The 17192-nt window shown below is 58.8% G+C and carries 16 protein-coding genes; 10 read left to right on the top strand and 6 right to left on the bottom strand.

The window, feature by feature from the left end:
* Nucleotides 1-209: 209 nt before the first annotated feature.
* Together typA and thiI are read right to left on the bottom strand one after the other, a co-directional pair.
* Entirely contained in the window at nucleotides 210-2030 is a 1821-nt protein-coding gene (gene typA, locus BMS17_RS27735; RefSeq protein WP_007949013.1) for a translational GTPase TypA, read from the bottom strand.
* A gap of 139 nt (nucleotides 2031-2169) precedes the next feature.
* Nucleotides 2170-3624, bottom strand: coding sequence for a tRNA uracil 4-sulfurtransferase ThiI (gene thiI / locus BMS17_RS27730; RefSeq protein WP_077432294.1), 1455 nt, complete (start codon nucleotides 3622-3624; stop codon nucleotides 2170-2172).
* 330 nt (nucleotides 3625-3954) lie between these two features.
* Here thiI and glnA point away from each other — a divergent pair, with 330 nt between their 5' ends.
* The 6 genes from glnA to ntrC all read left to right on the top strand — a co-directional run bounded on the left by glnA (nucleotide 3955) and on the right by ntrC (nucleotide 9860).
* Complete coding sequence (glnA, locus tag BMS17_RS27720) at nucleotides 3955-5361, top strand: glutamate--ammonia ligase (RefSeq protein WP_046031226.1); 1407 nt, start codon at nucleotides 3955-3957, stop codon at nucleotides 5359-5361.
* Nucleotides 5362-5539: 178 nt separating this feature from the next.
* Nucleotides 5540-5962, top strand: coding sequence for a cupin domain-containing protein (locus BMS17_RS27715; protein WP_046031227.1), 423 nt, complete (start codon nucleotides 5540-5542; stop codon nucleotides 5960-5962).
* A gap of 25 nt (nucleotides 5963-5987) precedes the next feature.
* Nucleotides 5988-6494, top strand: a complete 507-nt coding sequence (locus BMS17_RS27710) for a DUF4124 domain-containing protein (protein WP_046031228.1) — start codon at nucleotides 5988-5990, stop codon at nucleotides 6492-6494.
* On the top strand, nucleotides 6491-7111 hold the full coding sequence (locus BMS17_RS27705; protein WP_046031229.1) for a DUF4124 domain-containing protein: 621 nt from the start codon (nucleotides 6491-6493) through the stop codon (nucleotides 7109-7111). The genes BMS17_RS27710 and BMS17_RS27705 overlap by 4 nt, the downstream gene beginning before the upstream one ends.
* Before the next feature lie 230 nt (nucleotides 7112-7341).
* Nucleotides 7342-8427 (top strand): nitrogen regulation protein NR(II), encoded by a 1086-nt coding sequence (gene glnL / locus BMS17_RS27700; RefSeq protein WP_046031230.1) that lies wholly within the window; start codon nucleotides 7342-7344, stop codon nucleotides 8425-8427.
* Complete coding sequence (gene ntrC / locus BMS17_RS27695) at nucleotides 8424-9860, top strand: nitrogen regulation protein NR(I) (RefSeq protein ID WP_046031231.1); 1437 nt, start codon at nucleotides 8424-8426, stop codon at nucleotides 9858-9860. The genes glnL and ntrC overlap by 4 nt, the downstream gene beginning before the upstream one ends.
* Nucleotides 9861-10403: 543 nt before the next feature.
* Here ntrC and BMS17_RS27690 read toward each other — a convergent pair.
* The gene (locus BMS17_RS27690; RefSeq protein ID WP_046031232.1) at nucleotides 10404-10844 is read right to left on the bottom strand and encodes a hypothetical protein; all 441 of its coding nucleotides are present in this window, start codon (nucleotides 10842-10844) and stop codon (nucleotides 10404-10406) included.
* Here BMS17_RS27690 and trmL point away from each other — a divergent pair.
* Complete coding sequence (trmL, locus tag BMS17_RS27685; protein ID WP_046031233.1) at nucleotides 10843-11298, top strand: tRNA (uridine(34)/cytosine(34)/5-carboxymethylaminomethyluridine(34)-2'-O)-methyltransferase TrmL; 456 nt, start codon at nucleotides 10843-10845, stop codon at nucleotides 11296-11298. The genes BMS17_RS27690 and trmL overlap by 2 nt on opposite strands.
* Before the next feature lie 108 nt (nucleotides 11299-11406).
* Here trmL and secB read toward each other — a convergent pair whose 3' ends face one another.
* From secB to BMS17_RS27670, 3 genes are read right to left on the bottom strand one after another with little or no spacing between them, the layout of a single operon-like run.
* Entirely contained in the window at nucleotides 11407-11898 is a 492-nt protein-coding gene (secB, locus tag BMS17_RS27680; protein ID WP_077432292.1) for a protein-export chaperone SecB, read from the bottom strand.
* Nucleotides 11899-11939: 41 nt separating this feature from the next.
* Entirely contained in the window at nucleotides 11940-12194 is a 255-nt protein-coding gene (grxC, locus tag BMS17_RS27675) for a glutaredoxin 3 (protein ID WP_008149430.1), read from the bottom strand.
* Nucleotide 12195: 1 nt separating this feature from the next.
* A complete protein-coding gene (locus BMS17_RS27670; RefSeq protein ID WP_077432291.1) occupies nucleotides 12196-12609 on the bottom strand; it encodes a rhodanese-like domain-containing protein in 414 nt (137 codons plus the stop codon).
* 152 nt (nucleotides 12610-12761) lie between these two features.
* On the opposite strand from BMS17_RS27670, the gene gpmI reads away from it, so the two are divergent.
* From gpmI to BMS17_RS27655, 3 genes are all read left to right on the top strand, one after another.
* The gene (gene gpmI / locus BMS17_RS27665; RefSeq protein WP_077432290.1) at nucleotides 12762-14291 is read left to right on the top strand and encodes a 2,3-bisphosphoglycerate-independent phosphoglycerate mutase; all 1530 of its coding nucleotides are present in this window, start codon (nucleotides 12762-12764) and stop codon (nucleotides 14289-14291) included.
* A 250-nt stretch (nucleotides 14292-14541) separates the two neighbouring features.
* A complete protein-coding gene (locus tag BMS17_RS27660) occupies nucleotides 14542-15840 on the top strand; it encodes a murein hydrolase activator EnvC (protein ID WP_077432289.1) in 1299 nt (432 codons plus the stop codon).
* Between the two features lie 31 nt (nucleotides 15841-15871).
* Nucleotides 15872-17191 carry a S41 family peptidase gene (locus tag BMS17_RS27655; RefSeq protein WP_077432288.1) on the top strand — a complete coding sequence of 440 codons (1320 nt, stop codon included), beginning with the start codon at nucleotides 15872-15874 and terminating at the stop codon, nucleotides 17189-17191.
* Nucleotide 17192 lies beyond the last annotated feature (1 nt).

Here is a 17192-nt window from a genome sequence, read left to right as displayed (position 1 = left end):
CGTGGGAATGCAGCCCGAGACGCTCCGCGTCCCAAAGCGGACGCGGAGCGTCCATAGAGGCATTCCCACGCAGAGCGTGGGAACGATCAAAACGCATCAATCCCCCCGTAGCAGCTGTCGAGCTTGCGAGGCAGCTGCTACAGCCAGACAAACAAAAACGCCCCCGACCTTGCGGTCGGGGGCGTTTTTTTGCCAGCTAACTAAATGACTTAGTTACCGGACTTCTTCGCAGCGCGGGTACGCTCGCTTTCGCCCAGGATCTTCTTGCGAAGACGGATGGACTTAGGAGTGACTTCACACAGTTCGTCTTCTTGTACGAACTCCAGAGCTTGCTCCAGAGTGAACTTGACAGGCGGAACCAGTGCGATGGTTTCGTCTTTACCCGAAGCACGCATGTTGTCGAGCTTCTTGCCTTTAGTCGGGTTAACACCCAGGTCGTTGTCGCGGCTGTTCAAGCCAACGATTTGACCTTCATAGATGTCCTGGCCGTGTTCTACGAACAACTTGCCACGCGCCTGCAGGGTTTCCAGCGAGTAAGTCAGAGCCTTACCGGTAGCAACCGATACCAGCACGCCGTTCTGACGGCCGGACATGTCGCCGGACTTCATCACGTCGTAACGGTCGAAGATCGAGGTCAGGATGCCGCCACCGGAGGTCAGGGTCAGGAACTCGTTACGGAAACCGATCAAGCCACGAGCCGGGATGTTGTACTCAAGGCGCACACGGCCCTTGCCATCCGGAACCATGTTGGTCAGGTCGCCTTTACGCAGGCCCATTTGCTCCATGATCGCGCCCTGGGATTCTTCCGGCAGGTCGATGGTCACGTTTTCGTACGGTTCGTGCTTGACGCCGTCAACCATACGGATGATCACTTCCGGACGACCAACACCCATTTCGAAGCCTTCGCGACGCATGGTTTCGATCAGTACCGAGAGGTGCAGCTCACCACGGCCGGACACTTTGAACTTGTCAGCCGAGTCGCCTTCTTCAACGCGCAGAGCAACGTTGTACAGCAGCTCTTTGTCCAGACGTTCCTTGATGTTACGGCTGGTCACGAACTTGCCTTCACGGCCGCAGAACGGCGAGTCGTTAACCTGGAAGGTCATCGAAACGGTTGGCTCGTCAACGGTCAACGGCTTCATCGCTTCAACGTTCAGTGGGTCGCACAGAGTGTCGGAGATGAACAGTTGGTCGAAGCCGCTAACGCAGACGATGTCGCCGGCAGCTGCTTCTTCAACGTCGATGCGGTGCAGACCGTGGTGACCCATCAGCTTCAGGATACGACCGTTACGGCGCTTGCCGTCGGCATCGATTGCCACAACCGGGGTGTTCGGCTTGACGCGACCACGAGCGATACGGCCAACGCCGATAACACCCAGGAAGCTGTTGTAGTCCAGAGCGGAGATCTGCATCTGGAACGGACCGTCACGGTCGACTTTCGGTGCTGGTACGTCGTCGACGATCGACTGGTACAGCGGGGTCATGTCTTCAGCCATGGCGGTGTGGTCAAGACCAGCAATACCGTTCAGGGCCGAGGCGTAGACGACTTTGAAGTCCAGCTGTTCTTCGGTAGCACCCAGGTTGTCGAACAGGTCGAAGATCTGGTCCAGAACCCAGTCCGGACGCGCGCCTGGACGGTCAACCTTGTTGATGACCACGATTGGACGCAGGCCGGCTTCGAAAGCCTTCTTGGTCACGAAACGGGTTTGCGGCATAGGGCCGTCTTGAGCGTCAACCAGCAGCAGAACGGAGTCAACCATCGACATTACGCGTTCAACTTCACCGCCGAAGTCGGCGTGGCCCGGGGTGTCCACGATGTTGATGTGGTAGCCGTTCCAGTTGATGGCGGTGTTTTTCGCCAGAATGGTAATACCGCGCTCTTTCTCCTGGTCGTTGGAGTCCATCACGCGCTCGTCGTTGAGCTCGTTGCGCTCCAGGGTGCCGGATTGACGCAAGAGTTTGTCTACCAGGGTGGTTTTACCATGGTCAACGTGAGCAATGATGGCGATGTTGCGTAGATTTTCGATCACTTGTGTATCTCGATCAGAGGATTCGGTGTGCTGACAAGTCTTGGCAGCGATTTACAGTAGAGTCAGGCCTTGCCGTTACAGCTTGACGGCAGAGTCGGGGGGCCGGTGACGCAGGCCACAGGCATACAGCCCCGGGCTCTTAGCTCGGTCGATAAACGCGCACATTGGCATGCCCCTCACTGAGCAAATGGTGGGCATGCAGGCGACTCATCACGCCTTTGTCGCAATACAGCAGGTACTGGCGAGTAGGGTCCAGTTCCTTGAAACGAGCGTTCAATGCATAAAACGGCATCGTTTGTACCTCGATGCCAGCGAGGTCCAGCGGGTCATCCTCAGCGGCATCCGGGTGACGGATGTCGATGACGACTTGCCCCGCCAGCGCTTCGCTGACTTCTTCAATCTGCAAGTCCTGGCCCAATTCGTCGATTACGCGATCGATCGGCACCAGTTTGGCGTTTTCGAGCGCACGCTCGAGCACCGCCATGTCGAATTCTTTCTCTTCGTGCTCCACCCGGTGGCGCTTGGCAGCCGTCTTCGGATTAACCGAGATGACCCCGCAGTATTCCGGCATGTGCTTGGCGAAGTCGGCCGTCCCGATTTCGTTGGCCAGGTCGATGATGTCCTGCTTGTGACTGGCGATCAGCGGGCGCAGCACCAGCTTCTCGGTCACGCAGTCGATCACGTTCAGGTTCGGCAAAGTCTGGCTCGACACCTGGGAGATCGCCTCGCCGGTCACCAGCGCTTCGATTTGCAGTCGATCAGCAATACGGGAAGCAGCGCGCAACATCATACGCTTCAAAACTACACCCATATGACTGTTATCGACTTTCCCGAGAATTTCTCCCAGTACTTCCTCGAACGGCACACTGACAAATAACACGCGCTGGGAGCTGCCGTACTTCTTCCAGATGAAGTGCGCGACTTCCATCACGCCCAGCTCGTGGGCCCTTCCGCCCAGATTGAAGAAGCAGAAGTGAGCCATCAGGCCGCGACGCATGATCTGGTAGGCCGCCACGGTGGAGTCGAAGCCGCCGGACATCAACACAAGTGTCTGTTCCAGTGCACCCAGCGGATAACCGCCGATGCCGTTGTGCTGACTGTGGATTACGAACAACCGTTGGTCGCGAACTTCGATTCGGACTTCGATTTCAGGCTTTTTCAGGTCAATCCCGGCGGCACCGCACTGACGGCGCAACTGGCTGCCGACGTACTTCTCAATATCTATCGAGCTAAATGGGTGCTTGCCGGCGCGTTTGCAACGCACCGAAAAAATCTTGCCGGCCAGCGCATCACCGTAGTGCTGCTTGCATTTTTCAACGATGTCGTCGAAATCCCCCAGCGGGTACTCATCGATCTGCAGGAAGTGCGCGACGCCCGGCATGCAGCTCAGGCGCTCGCCCATCTCCTTCAGGGCCTTGGGGTCGCTGACGCGGGTTTCCAGCTCGAGGTTGTCCCACACGCCGTTCACCACCACGGCCGGGTCCAGATCGCGGAGCACGGCACGGATGTTCTTGGCCAATTGGCGGATGAAACGCATCCGTACCGGGCGGCTCTTGATGGTGATCTCAGGGAAGACTTTTACGATTAATTTCATGGAAACAGCGCGCGCATGGCCTGCCGAAAAAGGGGGGCGCGGATTATAGCGGAAATTGCTCAAGGTTTAACCAATTAATGTGCAGAAGGTTTTGCGCGCACCAAAACGGGTCATTTGTGAATTTCAGCGCTACATTGTAGGGCGGGATTTCCCACCTAAAGGGCCTTTGCGCCTTTATAAGCGTGTATTTGGGGCAAAAAACCCATGGTGGGGCACTGGCATGCAATTTGCTCCCTTGTGAGGCAGGTTGCCTTGGCAGAGTATTCGCGCCGGCATCACCAACATTCTAAGGGCATCCACTACTAAGCCCGAAGCCACCCGGAGGACACTATGTCGAAGTCGGTTCAACTCATCAAAGATCATGACGTCAAGTGGATTGATCTGCGCTTCACAGACACCAAAGGCACTCAGCACCACGTGACCATGCCGGCTCGCGACGCGCTGGATGACGACTTCTTCGAAGTCGGCAAAATGTTCGATGGCTCCTCCATCGCTGGCTGGAAAGGCATCGAAGCCTCCGACATGATCCTGATGCCGGACGACTCCACCGCTGTTCTCGACCCGTTCACCGAAGAGCCGACCCTGATCCTGGTCTGCGACATCATCGAACCTTCGAGCATGCAAGGCTACGACCGCGACCCACGTGCGATCGCCCGCCGCGCCGAAGAACACCTGAAAGCCACCGGTATCGGTGACACCGTGTTCGCTGGTCCAGAGCCAGAGTTCTTCATCTTCGACCAAGTCAAATTCAAGTCCGACATTTCCGGCTCCATGTTCAAGATCTACTCTGAACAAGGTTCGTGGATGTCCGACCAGGACATCGAAGGCGGCAACAAAGGCCACCGTCCAGGCGTCAAAGGCGGCTATTTCCCGGTTCCGCCGTTCGACCACGACCACGAAATCCGTACCTCCATGTGCAACGCACTGGAAGAAATGGGCCTGACCGTCGAAGTTCACCACCATGAAGTGGCGACTGCCGGCCAGAACGAAATCGGCGTCAAGTTCAACACCCTGGTGAAGAAAGCCGACGAAACCCAAACCCTGAAGTACGTCGTGCACAACGTTGCCGATGCCTACGGCCGCACCGCGACCTTCATGCCTAAGCCTCTGTACGGCGACAACGGCTCGGGTATGCACGTACACATGTCCATCTGGAAAGATGGCAAGAACACCTTCGCTGGCGAAGGTTATGCCGGCCTGTCCGACACCGCCCTGTACTTCATCGGCGGTATCATCAAGCACGGTAAGGCCCTGAACGGCTTCACCAACCCGGCTACCAACTCCTACAAGCGTCTGGTTCCAGGCTTCGAAGCTCCAGTGATGCTGGCCTACTCGGCTCGCAACCGTTCCGCTTCGATCCGTATTCCTTACGTGTCGAGCCCGAAAGCCCGCCGTATCGAAGCACGTTTCCCGGATCCGGCTGCCAACCCGTACCTGTGCTTCGCCGCACTGCTGATGGCTGGCCTGGACGGCATCCAGAACAAGATCCACCCTGGCGACGCGGCTGACAAAAACCTGTACGACCTGCCGCCTGAAGAGGCGAAAGAGATCCCACAAGTTTGCGGCAGCCTGAAAGAAGCCCTGGAAGAACTGGACAAAGGTCGTGCGTTCCTGACCAAAGGCGGCGTTTTCAGCGACGACTTCATCGACGCTTACATCGCCCTGAAAAGCGAAGAAGAAATCAAGGTACGTACCTTCGTACACCCACTGGAATACGAGCTGTACTACAGCTGCTGATCCGGTAGCGCTGAGGCACGCAGCGTGACAAAAAGAGGCCTCCTTCGGGAGGCCTTTTTTGTGGGCGGCTTCCGACAACGAATATCGATTTCTCCTCCCACACACACAGCATCGTCCGGCATCAACCCAGTTGAATGACTCGTAGCCTGTTCACTACCTGCAATCAATGGATGGAATGATGAAAACTTTCCCACTCAAGATGCTACTGGCCGCCTTCACCGCCCTCCCCCTTCTAGGCTGCACCACAAAACCTCCATCGACAGAAATTGAACGAGAAATCCTGCTCAAAAGCAGCCAGTCGTGGGACAACTCGCCTTACATGCGTTACCCGGATGCCGCACCCGAACTGACCGTGCTCAAACTCAAGATACCGGCCAACACCCGACTGCCCTGGCACATCCACGCCATTCCCAATGCGGGCTATATCCTCTCCGGCGAGCTGATTATCGAGAGCAAGGACAGCGGCCAGACCAGACGCGTCAAACAAGGCGAAGCCGTCGCAGAAATGGTCAATATCACCCATCGAGGGGTCACCGGTGATGAACCGGTAGAACTTATTGTGTTCTATGCTGGCAGCGAAGGTATTCCATTGTCGGAGTAAGTCCTTGCTTTAACAGGGAGTCTGAATGCGGCCATTTTTTATGCTTCTGCTGCTGTCTTTCGTTTCTCCCGTGATGGCCCAGATCTACAAGTACACCGACGCCGACGGCAACACTGCCTACAGCAATCAGCCACCCGATGGCGTCAAGGCCCAGCCGGTTGAGTTGCCACCGCTCAATAGCGTGGAACGCCAAGCGCCTCCCGCAATGCCTGATGCCACCAGCAGCGAACAGCCTCGCAGCGCCTACGAGGTGCTGCAGTTGACCGGCCTGCCCACCGACGAAGCCTTGCGCGCCAATAACGGCACGTTCACCGTCACGGTGCTGATCAAGCCTCGCTTGCAAACGCCGCATGTGTTGAGGCTGCTGCTGGACGGCCAACCCTACGGTCAACCCAGCAACGTGCCGATCCTGCAACTGGTGAACATCGACCGTGGCGAACACCGCCTGGCGGTGCAGGTACTCAATGGAGAGACCGTGCTTCAGCAAAGTCCGACCGTGACGCTCACCGTACAAAGGGTGCATAAGTCATGAGTCGGTGGCTGCTGGTGGCCTGGCTGATCGCCCTTCCTGTGTCGGCCGAGGTGTTCACTTACATCGACGCCCAAGGCAACCGCACCTTCACCGACCAACCGACGCACGGCAACGCCAAACGTGTGCCATTGGCAACCAGCAACCGCATGGCCGCCCACCCTACCGCTGCACAGCCGTTGTTGGCGGCGAACCCGCCCGAAGAACAGCCGCTGTTTCACTACGACATGCTGCGCATACTGGTGCCCGAACCGGACGCGACGATCCGTAGCAGTGCCGGCGAAATCATTGTCAGCGTCACCAACGAACCCGGCCTACAACCGGGTCATCGCTACCGGCTGCTGCTTGATGGCCAACCCACTGCCGAACCCGGCTTCAGCCCGGTATTCCCACTGAGCAATATCGATCGCGGCACGCACAACCTGTCCGTGGAAATCCTCGATGAGCAAGGCCGTACTGTCGAACGCACGGCTAACCAGCCATTTCACATGCAGCGAACCTCCCTCGCGCAAAAACGCCAGGTCAAACCCTGCACCCTCACCGACTACGGCCAACGACCGGAATGCCCGCTCAAAGACAAACCGGCAGAAGAAAAAAATCCGTTCTTGCGTTTGTTCTAACGTCGTTCAGGTTTGCGCACTATATTGGTGCAATAGGTTGCACCGTTCCCACATCGCAACCCATTTTGGTTCGAAAGTACCCGCGAAAGCTGGCAGAACGCCACGCAAACGAGCTTCAAACGTCCGTTTCAGGGGTTAAACGCTTCTTTTCGGAGCCTTGGTTTGGTTTTTGCATTTTCCCCGCATCAGCGCTTGTTTCGTGCGCACGCTCCGCCCCAGAAGAGGTCCCGATGACCATTAGCGACGCACTACACCGTTTGCTACTCGACAACCTCACCACTGCCACCATCCTGCTCGACGCCGAACTGCGCCTTGAGTACATGAACCCGGCGGCGGAGATGCTGCTGGCCATCAGCGGCCAGCGTAGCCATGGGCAGTTCATCAGCGAGTTGTTCACCGAATCCACCGAAGCGTTGAATTCCCTGCGCCAGGCCGTCGAGCAGGCGCACCCCTTTACCAAGCGCGAAGCGATGCTCACCGCCCTCACCGGCCAGACATTGACCGTCGACTACGCCGTAACGCCGATCCTGGCCAACGGCGCCACCCTGCTGTTGCTGGAAGTCCACCCGCGTGATCGCTTGTTGCGCATCACCAAGGAAGAGGCGCAGTTGTCGAAGCAGGAAACCAGCAAGATGCTGGTGCGCGGCCTCGCTCACGAGATCAAGAACCCGCTGGGCGGGATTCGCGGCGCGGCGCAATTGCTCGCCCGCGAACTGCCGGAAGAAAGCCTGCGCGACTACACCAACGTCATCATTGAAGAAGCCGATCGCCTGCGAAACCTCGTCGACCGCATGCTCGGCTCGAACAAGCTGCCCTCGCTGGCCATGTGCAACGTCCACGAAGTGCTGGAGCGCGTGTGTCATCTGGTGGAAGCGGAAAGCCAGGGTTGCATCACCTTGGTGCGCGACTACGACCCGAGCATTCCCGACGTGTTGATCGACCGCGAACAAATGATTCAGGCCGTCCTGAACATCGTGCGCAACGCGATGCAAGCCATCAGCAGCCAGAACGAACTGCGCCTGGGTCGCATCAGCCTGCGCACCCGCGCCATGCGCCAGTTCACCATCGGCCATGTGCGCCATCGCCTGGTGACCAAGATCGAGATCATCGACAACGGTCCGGGCATTCCTGTGGAACTTCAGGAAACCATTTTCTTTCCCATGGTCAGCGGTCGTCCGGACGGTACCGGGCTGGGGCTGGCCATTACCCAGAACATCATCAGCCAGCACCAGGGCTTGATCGAATGTGACAGCCACCCAGGCCACACCACTTTCTCGATCTTTCTGCCACTGGAACAAGGAGCCACATCGACATGAGCCGTAGTGAAACCGTGTGGATCGTCGATGACGACCGTTCTATCCGTTGGGTCCTGGAAAAAGCCTTGCAACAAGAAGGCATGACTACGCAAAGCTTTGACAGTGCCGATGGCGTGATGAGTCGCCTGGCGCGCCAGCAGCCGGATGTGATCATCTCTGACATCCGCATGCCGGGTGCCAGTGGCCTGGACCTGCTGGCACGGATCCGCGAGCAACATCCACGGCTGCCGGTGATCATCATGACGGCTCACTCTGATCTGGACAGCGCTGTCGCGTCCTATCAGGGTGGCGCTTTTGAGTACCTGCCCAAGCCATTCGATGTCGATGAAGCCGTCTCCCTGGTCAAGCGCGCCAATCAGCACGCCCAGGAACAGCAAGGCCTGGAAGTCGCGCCAACCCTGACGCGTACCCCGGAAATCATCGGTGAAGCGCCGGCCATGCAGGAAGTGTTTCGCGCCATCGGGCGCTTGAGCCACTCCAACATCACCGTGTTGATCAATGGCGAATCCGGTACCGGTAAAGAACTGGTAGCCCACGCGCTGCACCGCCACAGCCCACGGGCCGCCTCGCCGTTCATCGCGCTGAACATGGCGGCCATTCCAAAAGACTTGATGGAATCAGAGCTGTTCGGCCACGAGAAAGGCGCGTTCACCGGCGCGGCCAACTTGCGTCGCGGCCGTTTCGAGCAGGCTGACGGCGGCACGCTGTTCCTTGATGAAATCGGCGACATGCCGGCCGACACTCAGACGCGCTTGCTGCGTGTATTGGCCGACGGCGAGTTCTATCGCGTGGGCGGTCATGTGCCGGTGAAGGTCGATGTGCGAATCATCGCCGCGACTCACCAGAATCTGGAAACCCTGGTGCATGCCGGGAAATTCCGTGAGGACTTGTTCCATCGCCTCAACGTGATCCGCATCCACATTCCGCGCCTGTCGGACCGTCGTGAAGACATCCCGACGCTGGCCAAGCACTTCCTCAGCCGCGCCGCGCAAGAACTGGCAGTCGAGCCGAAGCTGCTGAAAAGCGAAACCGAGGAATACCTGAAAAATCTGCCGTGGGGCGGCAACGTGCGCCAGCTGGAGAACACCTGCCGCTGGATTACGGTGATGGCCTCCGGTCGCGAAGTCCACATCAGCGACCTGCCGCCCGAGCTGCTGAGCCTGCCGCAAGATTCGGCGCCGGTGACCAACTGGGAGCAAGCGCTGCGCCAGTGGGCCGATCAGGCGCTGGCGCGTGGTCAGTCAAGCCTGCTCGACAGCGCCGTGCCGGCCTTCGAACGGATCATGATCGAAACCGCGCTCAAACACACCGCCGGCCGCCGCCGCGATGCTGCCGTTTTGCTGGGCTGGGGTCGCAATACCCTGACGCGCAAGATCAAGGAATTGGGAATGAAGGTTGATGGCGGAGATGATGACGAGGGGGATGAGGGCTAAGCAGCTTTAGTTCTTCACTGACTGTTACATCCAATCGCGGGCAAGCCTTGCTCCTACCGGTCATACGCCAATTTTGACATTGCGCATGACCGGTAGGAGCAAGGCTTGCCCGCGATGCTTTTAGGGGCCTGGTGCACCGTGGCAATGCACCGTGAACCGCAATCGCGCACAAAGACTGATTCACAACCTCGCATTTTTTCGCAATTGAACCCCACTCGAAAAAACACGAAAGCCCCGAAATACGGGGCTTTGCGCGTTCAAGGACGGCTTTCTGTACCAAATTGTTAAAACCTGGCACGCCCCCTGCAATAGTCCATTCAGTGATTCGGTTCACTACCCGGTTTCGGGGACCTTGGTACAGGCAGGCCGGGGATTCCCCTCTTTAACATCGGGCTCACACCGCACAAGCGACGAGCCCAAACAGTTTTGGGGCCCTTGATACAGGCAGGTCAGGGGTTCCTTCTTTACACCGGGCTCACGACGCAATGCGCGAGCCCTGCCGTTTTGGGAACCTTGGTACAGGCAGGCCGGGGATTCCCTCTTTTATTGCTCCCGGAGATGGATCTCCAGCCGCCAGCGGTCATCGACTTCGCTACCGGCCCATTCGCCTTGCAGCGGCCGGGCGGCCACTACCGACAGCAACAACCCCCCATCACTCAAACGCACCCGCCAGTTGACGCTTTTGTCGCCGAGCCTGAGCTGACCTTTCTGCGCCTTGCCCTCAGCCTCGAACAGCAGCGCGAGACTACCGTCCACGAACTCGCCGTGGCTCTTGGGTTCGTTGTTGAACCACGCCACCAGCCCGTCGCTTGTGACCTCGACCTGCTGCAAAACAGTCGGGTCGGGCGCGGTCAGGCGACCGATCATCAGCCCCACCATCATTCCGACAATCGCCAGCGAACCAAGCACTCGCGGGAATAGTTTCGAACGCGGGTCCTTTGGCGGCGTAGAATGCCCGTCATCTTTACCTTCGGAGCCGTGCATGTTTCACGTCATCCTTTTTCAACCAGAAATTCCGCCGAATACCGGCAACGTTATCAGGCTGTGCGCCAACAGTGGCTGCCACCTGCATTTGATCGAACCGCTAGGCTTCGAGATGGACGACAAGCGCCTGCGCCGGGCCGGTCTCGATTACCACGAGTATGCCACCCTGCAACGTCACGCAGACCTCGCCAGTTGCCTGGAGAGCCTCGGTCATCCTCGGCTGTTCGCCTTCACCACCAAGGGCTCGCGGCCCTTCCACGATGCCAGCTTCGCCGAGGGCGACGCCTTTCTGTTCGGCCCGGAAAGCCGCGGCTTGCCGGCCGACGTGCTCGACGCCTTGCCTGCGGAACAGCGCCTGCGCTTACCGATGCGTGAAGGCTGTCGCAGCCTGAACCTGTCGAACACCGTGGCGGTCGCCGTGTACGAAGCGTGGCGCCAGAACGGCTTCAAGTAACCCCAAGATCATTTTCGCCGGACAGAAACAATCGCGGGCAAGCCCGCTCCCACAGGTTTCGCACAACCCTGTGGGAGCGGGCTTGCCCGCGATTTTCAGCAGCGCCGTTTATTGAACGGTCGGCGTCTCGCCCGCAGCCTGCATGCGCTGCAGCTCTTGCGCATACAGCGCGTCGAAGTTCACTGGCGCCAGCATCAGGGCCGGGAACGAGCCACGGGTGACCAGGCTGTCCAGGGTTTCACGAGCGTACGGGAACAGGATGTTCGGGCAGAACGCGCCGAGGGTGTGGCTCATCGAAGCGTCGTCCAGGTTCTTGATCAGGAAGATCCCGGCCTGTTGCACTTCAGCGATGAATGCGACTTCGCCGTTTTCACCGTTCTTCACGGTAACCGACAAGGTCAGCACAACTTCGTAGAAGTCGCTTTCCAGGGGCTTTTGACGGGTGTTCAGATCCAGACCGACGCTCGGCTCCCACTGCTGGCGGAAAATTGCCGGGCTTTTCGGGGCTTCGAAGGACAAGTCGCGTACGTAGATGCGCTGCAAGGAGAATTGCGGTGCGGTTTCTTCTTCGCTAGCTGCAGTGTTCTGTTGGTCAGTCATCTCAGATCCTTTCTGATCTTGGGGTCTTATAGGGAAGGCATTCAGGCCTTGAGCATTGCGTCGAGCTTACCGGCGCGCTCAAGGGCAAACAAATCATCACAACCGCCCACGTGGGTGCTGCCGATCCAGATCTGCGGCACGGACGTACGTCCGGCTTTCTGGGCCATGGCGGCGCGCACCTGCGGCTTGCCATCGACCTTGATCTCTTCGAAGGCCACACCTTTGTTCTCGAGCAGGTACTTGGCTCGCGAACAGTAAGGGCAGTAATCGCTGGAGTAGACGACGACGTTGCTCATATCACTTCACCAGCGGCAGGTTGTCGCCCTTCCAGCTGGAAATACCACCGGAGAGCTTGGCGGCGGTGAAGCCGGATTTCATCAGCTCGCGGGCGTGCGTACCGGCGGTCTGGCCCATGGCGTCGACCAGGATAATGGTCTTGGCCTTGTGCTTTTCCAGTTCGCCGATGCGAGCGGTCAGTTTGTCGTGAGGAATGTTCACCGCGCCAACGATGTGACCAGCGGCAAAGTCCTTGGTCGACCGAATGTCGATCACAACGCCCGCGTCCTTGTTGACCAGCCCGGTCAGTTCACCGGTGCTCAGGCTACGGCCGCCGCCTTGCATTTGATAGGCAATCAGCGACGCCAGCAGTACGACGAAGATACCGACAAGAATGTAGTGGTTAGTGGCAAATTCAATCAGGTGAGCAACCATCGAAGGAGGTTCCAGGGCGTTAAAATGTCGGCCAGTATACACAGCCACTATGGTGGGCCAAACCCCGTCCGGCGGTGACGTGGCCGGAACTTCGCTTTAAACTGCCACTCCCTTTTCCATCGCCCTCTTTTAACTTGAGCCAGAGTGAATCCATGACTACCACGCCTAAACCTTTGGTCCTGATTATTCTCGATGGCTTCGGTCACAGTGAGAGCCCTGAATCCAACGCCATCTTTGCGGCCAAGAAGCCCGTGCTGGACCGTCTGTGGGCCACCGTGCCGAACGGCCTGATCTCCGGCAGTGGCATGGACGTCGGCCTGCCGGACGGCCAGATGGGCAACTCCGAAGTCGGCCACATGAACCTCGGCGCCGGCCGCGTGGTGTATCAGGACTTCACGCGCGTGACCAAATCGATCCGTGACGGCGAGTTCTTCGAGAACCCGACCATCTGCGCCGCCGTGGACAAAGCCGTCGCTGCCGGCAAAGCCGTGCATTTCATGGGCCTGCTGTCCGATGGCGGCGTTCACAGCCACCAGGACCACCTCATCGCCATGGCGGAACTGGCATTCAAGCGCGGCGCCGAGAAAATCTACCTGCACGCCTTCCTCGACGGTCGCGACACCCCGCCTAAAAGCGCACAGTCGTCCATCGAATTGCTCGACGCCAGCTTCCAGGCGCTGGGCAAAGGCCGGATCGCCAGCATCATTGGCCGTTACTTCGCCATGGACCGCGATAATCGTTGGGACCGCGTGGCCCAGGCCTACAACCTGATTGTCGACGGCAACGGCGAATTCAACGCCGCCACCGCCCAGGAAGGCCTGCAAGCCGCTTACGAGCGTGGCGAGAGCGACGAATTCGTCAAAGCCACCTCCATCGGTGAGCCGGTAAAAGTAGAAGACGGCGACGCCGTGGTGTTCATGAACTTCCGCGCCGACCGCGCCCGTGAACTGACTCGCGTGTTCGTCGAAGACGGTTTCAACGAGTTCGAACGCAGCCGTCAGCCGAAACTGGCCGGCTTCGTCATGCTGACCCAATACGCCGCCAGCATCCCTGCGCCGTCGGCGTTTGCCGCGGGCAGCCTGGAAAACGTGCTGGGCGACTACCTGGCGAAAAACGGCAAGACTCAATTGCGCATCGCTGAAACCGAGAAGTACGCCCACGTGACCTTCTTCTTCTCCGGCGGTCGCGAAGAACCGTTCCCGGGCGAAGAACGTATCCTGATCCCGTCGCCAAAAGTCGCTACCTATGACTTGCAGCCGGAAATGAGCGCACCTGAAGTCACCGACCGCATCGTCGATGCCATCGAAAACCAGCGTTACGACGTGATCGTGGTCAACTACGCCAACGGCGACATGGTCGGCCACAGCGGCGTGTTCGAAGCAGCGGTCAAGGCAGTGGAATGCCTGGACCAGTGCGTCGGCCGCGTCGTCGATGCGCTGGAAAAAGTCGGCGGCGAAGCGCTGATCACCGCTGACCACGGCAACGTCGAGCAAATGTCCGATGAAACCACTGGCCAGGCACACACCGCCCACACCACCGAGCCGGTACCTTTCATCTATTTCGGCAAGCGAGACCTGAAGGTTCGCGAAGGCGGCGTCCTGGCGGATGTAGCGCCGACCATGCTGAAGTTGCTGGGCCTGGAACAACCGGCGGAAATGACCGGGACTTCGATTCTGGTGTAATCAAACCTCCAAACACCAAAAAACCTGTAGGAGCGGGCTTGCCCGCGATAGCAATCTGACCGCCAACATACATATTGAATGGTCGAAAGCTATCGCGGGCAAGCCCGCTCCCACAGTGGTTTGTGGTGGTTTTAAAGATTATTTGCAGATGTATCCCAGCCCAGTTATCACACAGTCCCAATTGGGCATTTTTTTTGCCACGCTTGGCGGGCATACTAGGCCGTCCCTTTCCCTGGTGCCGCCCGCCTCTATGCTTCGCGTCCTGATAGCCCTCGCACTGACTTGCCTGCTCCAACCGGCTTTTGCTGACGAGCGCGAGCAAACCCAACAACAGTTGGACGCCACGCGTCAGGACATTGCCGAGCTGAAAAAACTGCTGGGCAAGTTGCAGGAAGAGAAATCCGGTGTTCAAAAAGAACTCAAAGGCACCGAAACCGAAATGGGCAAGCTCGAGAAGCAGGTCGATGCCCTGCAAAAAGAGCTGAAGAAAAGCGAATCCGAGCTGCAGCGACTCGATGCGGAGAAAAAAAAACTCCAGAGCGCGCGCATTGAACAGCAACGACTGATCGCCATCCAGGCCCGTGCGGCCTATCAAAATGGCCGTCAGGAGTATTTGAAGCTACTGCTGAACCAGCAAAACCCGGAAAAATTCGCCCGCACCCTCACCTATTACGATTACCTGAGCCAGGCGCGCCTGGAGCAGTTGAAGAATTTCAACGAAACCCTGCGCCAACTGGCCAATGTCGAAAAAGACATTGCCGCGCAGCAGGCGCAATTGCTGGTGCAGAAGAGCAGCCTCGACAGCCAGCGTGACGAACTCGATAAAGTCCGTCAGGAGCGCCAGAAAGTCCTGGCCAAGCTCAGCGACGACGTAAAGGCTCGCGACCAGAAACTGGCATCCCGCGAGCAAGATCAGGCAGACCTGTCTAAAGTCCTTAAAACCATTGAAGAAACCTTGGCTCGCCAGGCCCGTGAGGCAGAAGAAGCGCGGCAAAAAGCGCTGATCGCCCAGCAGGAAGCCGAAAAAAAGCGTTTACGTGAGGCGCAGGCTGCAGCAGATGCAGAGAATACCGACGCCCCACGCAAACCGGTTAAATCGACACCCGGCGCTCTGGTTTCAAGTTCAGGCGAGACCTTTGGCGGCCCTTTCGCGTCAACCCGGGGAAAACTTCCCTGGCCAGTTGATGGTCGACTGCTGGCACGTTTCGGTGAAACCCGTGGCGACGACGCCCGCACCAAGTGGGACGGCGTGATGATCAGCGCCTCCGCCGGCAGCCAGGTGCATGCCGTGCACGGCGGTCGCGTGGTGTTTGCCGACTGGTTGCGGGGCGCCGGGCTGCTGGTGATTCTCGACCACGGCAACGGTTTTTTGAGTCTTTATGGTCACAACCAGACGCTGCTCAAGTCTGCGGGTGACGTCGTAAAAGCCGGTGAGTCCATCTCCACTGTCGGCAACAGTGGCGGGCAGGACACACCAGCGCTGTATTTCGCTATTCGTCAGCAGGGTCACCCGAGTGATCCGGCGCAATGGTGCCGCGCGCAAGGATAAGCGTGCCGCCTAATTCAGGAGTTCGTTAGACATGCTGCATTTGTCCCGCCTTACCTCGCTGGCCCTGACGATCGCCCTGGTGATCGGCGCGCCTCTGGCGTTCGCCGCTCAGCCGGCCCCGGCAGTCGCGCCTGCGGGCACTGCCGCGACGACCAAGGCGCCGTTGCCGCTAGAAGAACTGCGCACCTTTGCCGAGGTCATGGACCGGATCAAGGCTGCCTATGTCGAACCGGTGGACGACAGGACCCTGCTTGAAAACGCGATCAAAGGCATGCTCAGCAACCTCGACCCACACTCCGCCTACCTGGGCCCGGAAGACTTCGCCGAGTTGCAGGAAAGCACCAGCGGTGAATTCGGCGGTCTGGGCATCGAAGTCGGCGCCGAAGACGGTTTCATCAAGGTGGTTTCGCCGATCGATGACACCCCGGCCTCCAAGGCGGGTATTCAGGCCGGCGACTTCATCGTCAAAATCAACGGCCAGCCGACTCGCGGCCAGAGCATGACCGAAGCCGTGGACAAGATGCGCGGCAAGATCGGCCAGAAAATCACCCTGACCCTGGTGCGCGATGGCGGCCCGCCGTTCGACGTGACCCTGGCCCGCGCCATCATTCAAGTGAAGAGCGTGAAGTCGCAGTTGCTGGAATCCGGCTATGGCTACATCCGCATCACTCAGTTCCAGGTCAAGACCGGCGAAGAGGTTTCCCAGGCCCTGACCAAGCTGCGCAAGGAAAACGGCAAGAAGCTCAAAGGCATCATCCTCGACCTGCGCAACAACCCGGGCGGGGTGCTGCAGTCCGCGGTGGAAGTGGTCGATCACTTCATCACCAAGGGCTTGATCGTCTACACGAAGGGCCGTATCGCCAACTCCGAACTGCGCTTCAATGCGACGGGCAAGGACGAAAGCGAAGCCGTGCCAATGGTCGTGCTGATCAACGGCGGCAGTGCCTCGGCCTCGGAGATTGTTGCTGGCGCCTTGCAGGACCAGAAGCGTGCCGTGGTGATGGGTACCACCAGTTTCGGCAAAGGCTCGGTGCAAACCGTGCTGCCACTGAACAACGATCGCGCACTGAAGATCACCACCGCGCTGTACTTCACGCCCAATGGCCGCTCGATCCAGGCCCAGGGCATCGTTCCAGACATCGAAGTGCGCAAGGCCAAGATCACTAACGAGCAGGACGGCGAATACTTCAAGGAAGCCGACCTGCAAGGTCACCTGGGTAATGGCAACGGCGGCGCCGACAAACCGACCAGCTCCAGCGGCAAACCCAAGGCCATGCCGCAGGATGATGATTACCAGTTGGCCCAGGCCTTGAGCCTGCTCAAAGGGTTGAGCATCACCTCCGGCCGCTGAG

It is taken from the genome of Pseudomonas sp. C9, from assembly GCF_002000165.1.
GTDB lineage: Bacteria > Pseudomonadota > Gammaproteobacteria > Pseudomonadales > Pseudomonadaceae > Aquipseudomonas.
Note: the sequence above shows the minus strand (reverse complement) of the source record. Positions and strands in the feature narration are given on the sequence as shown.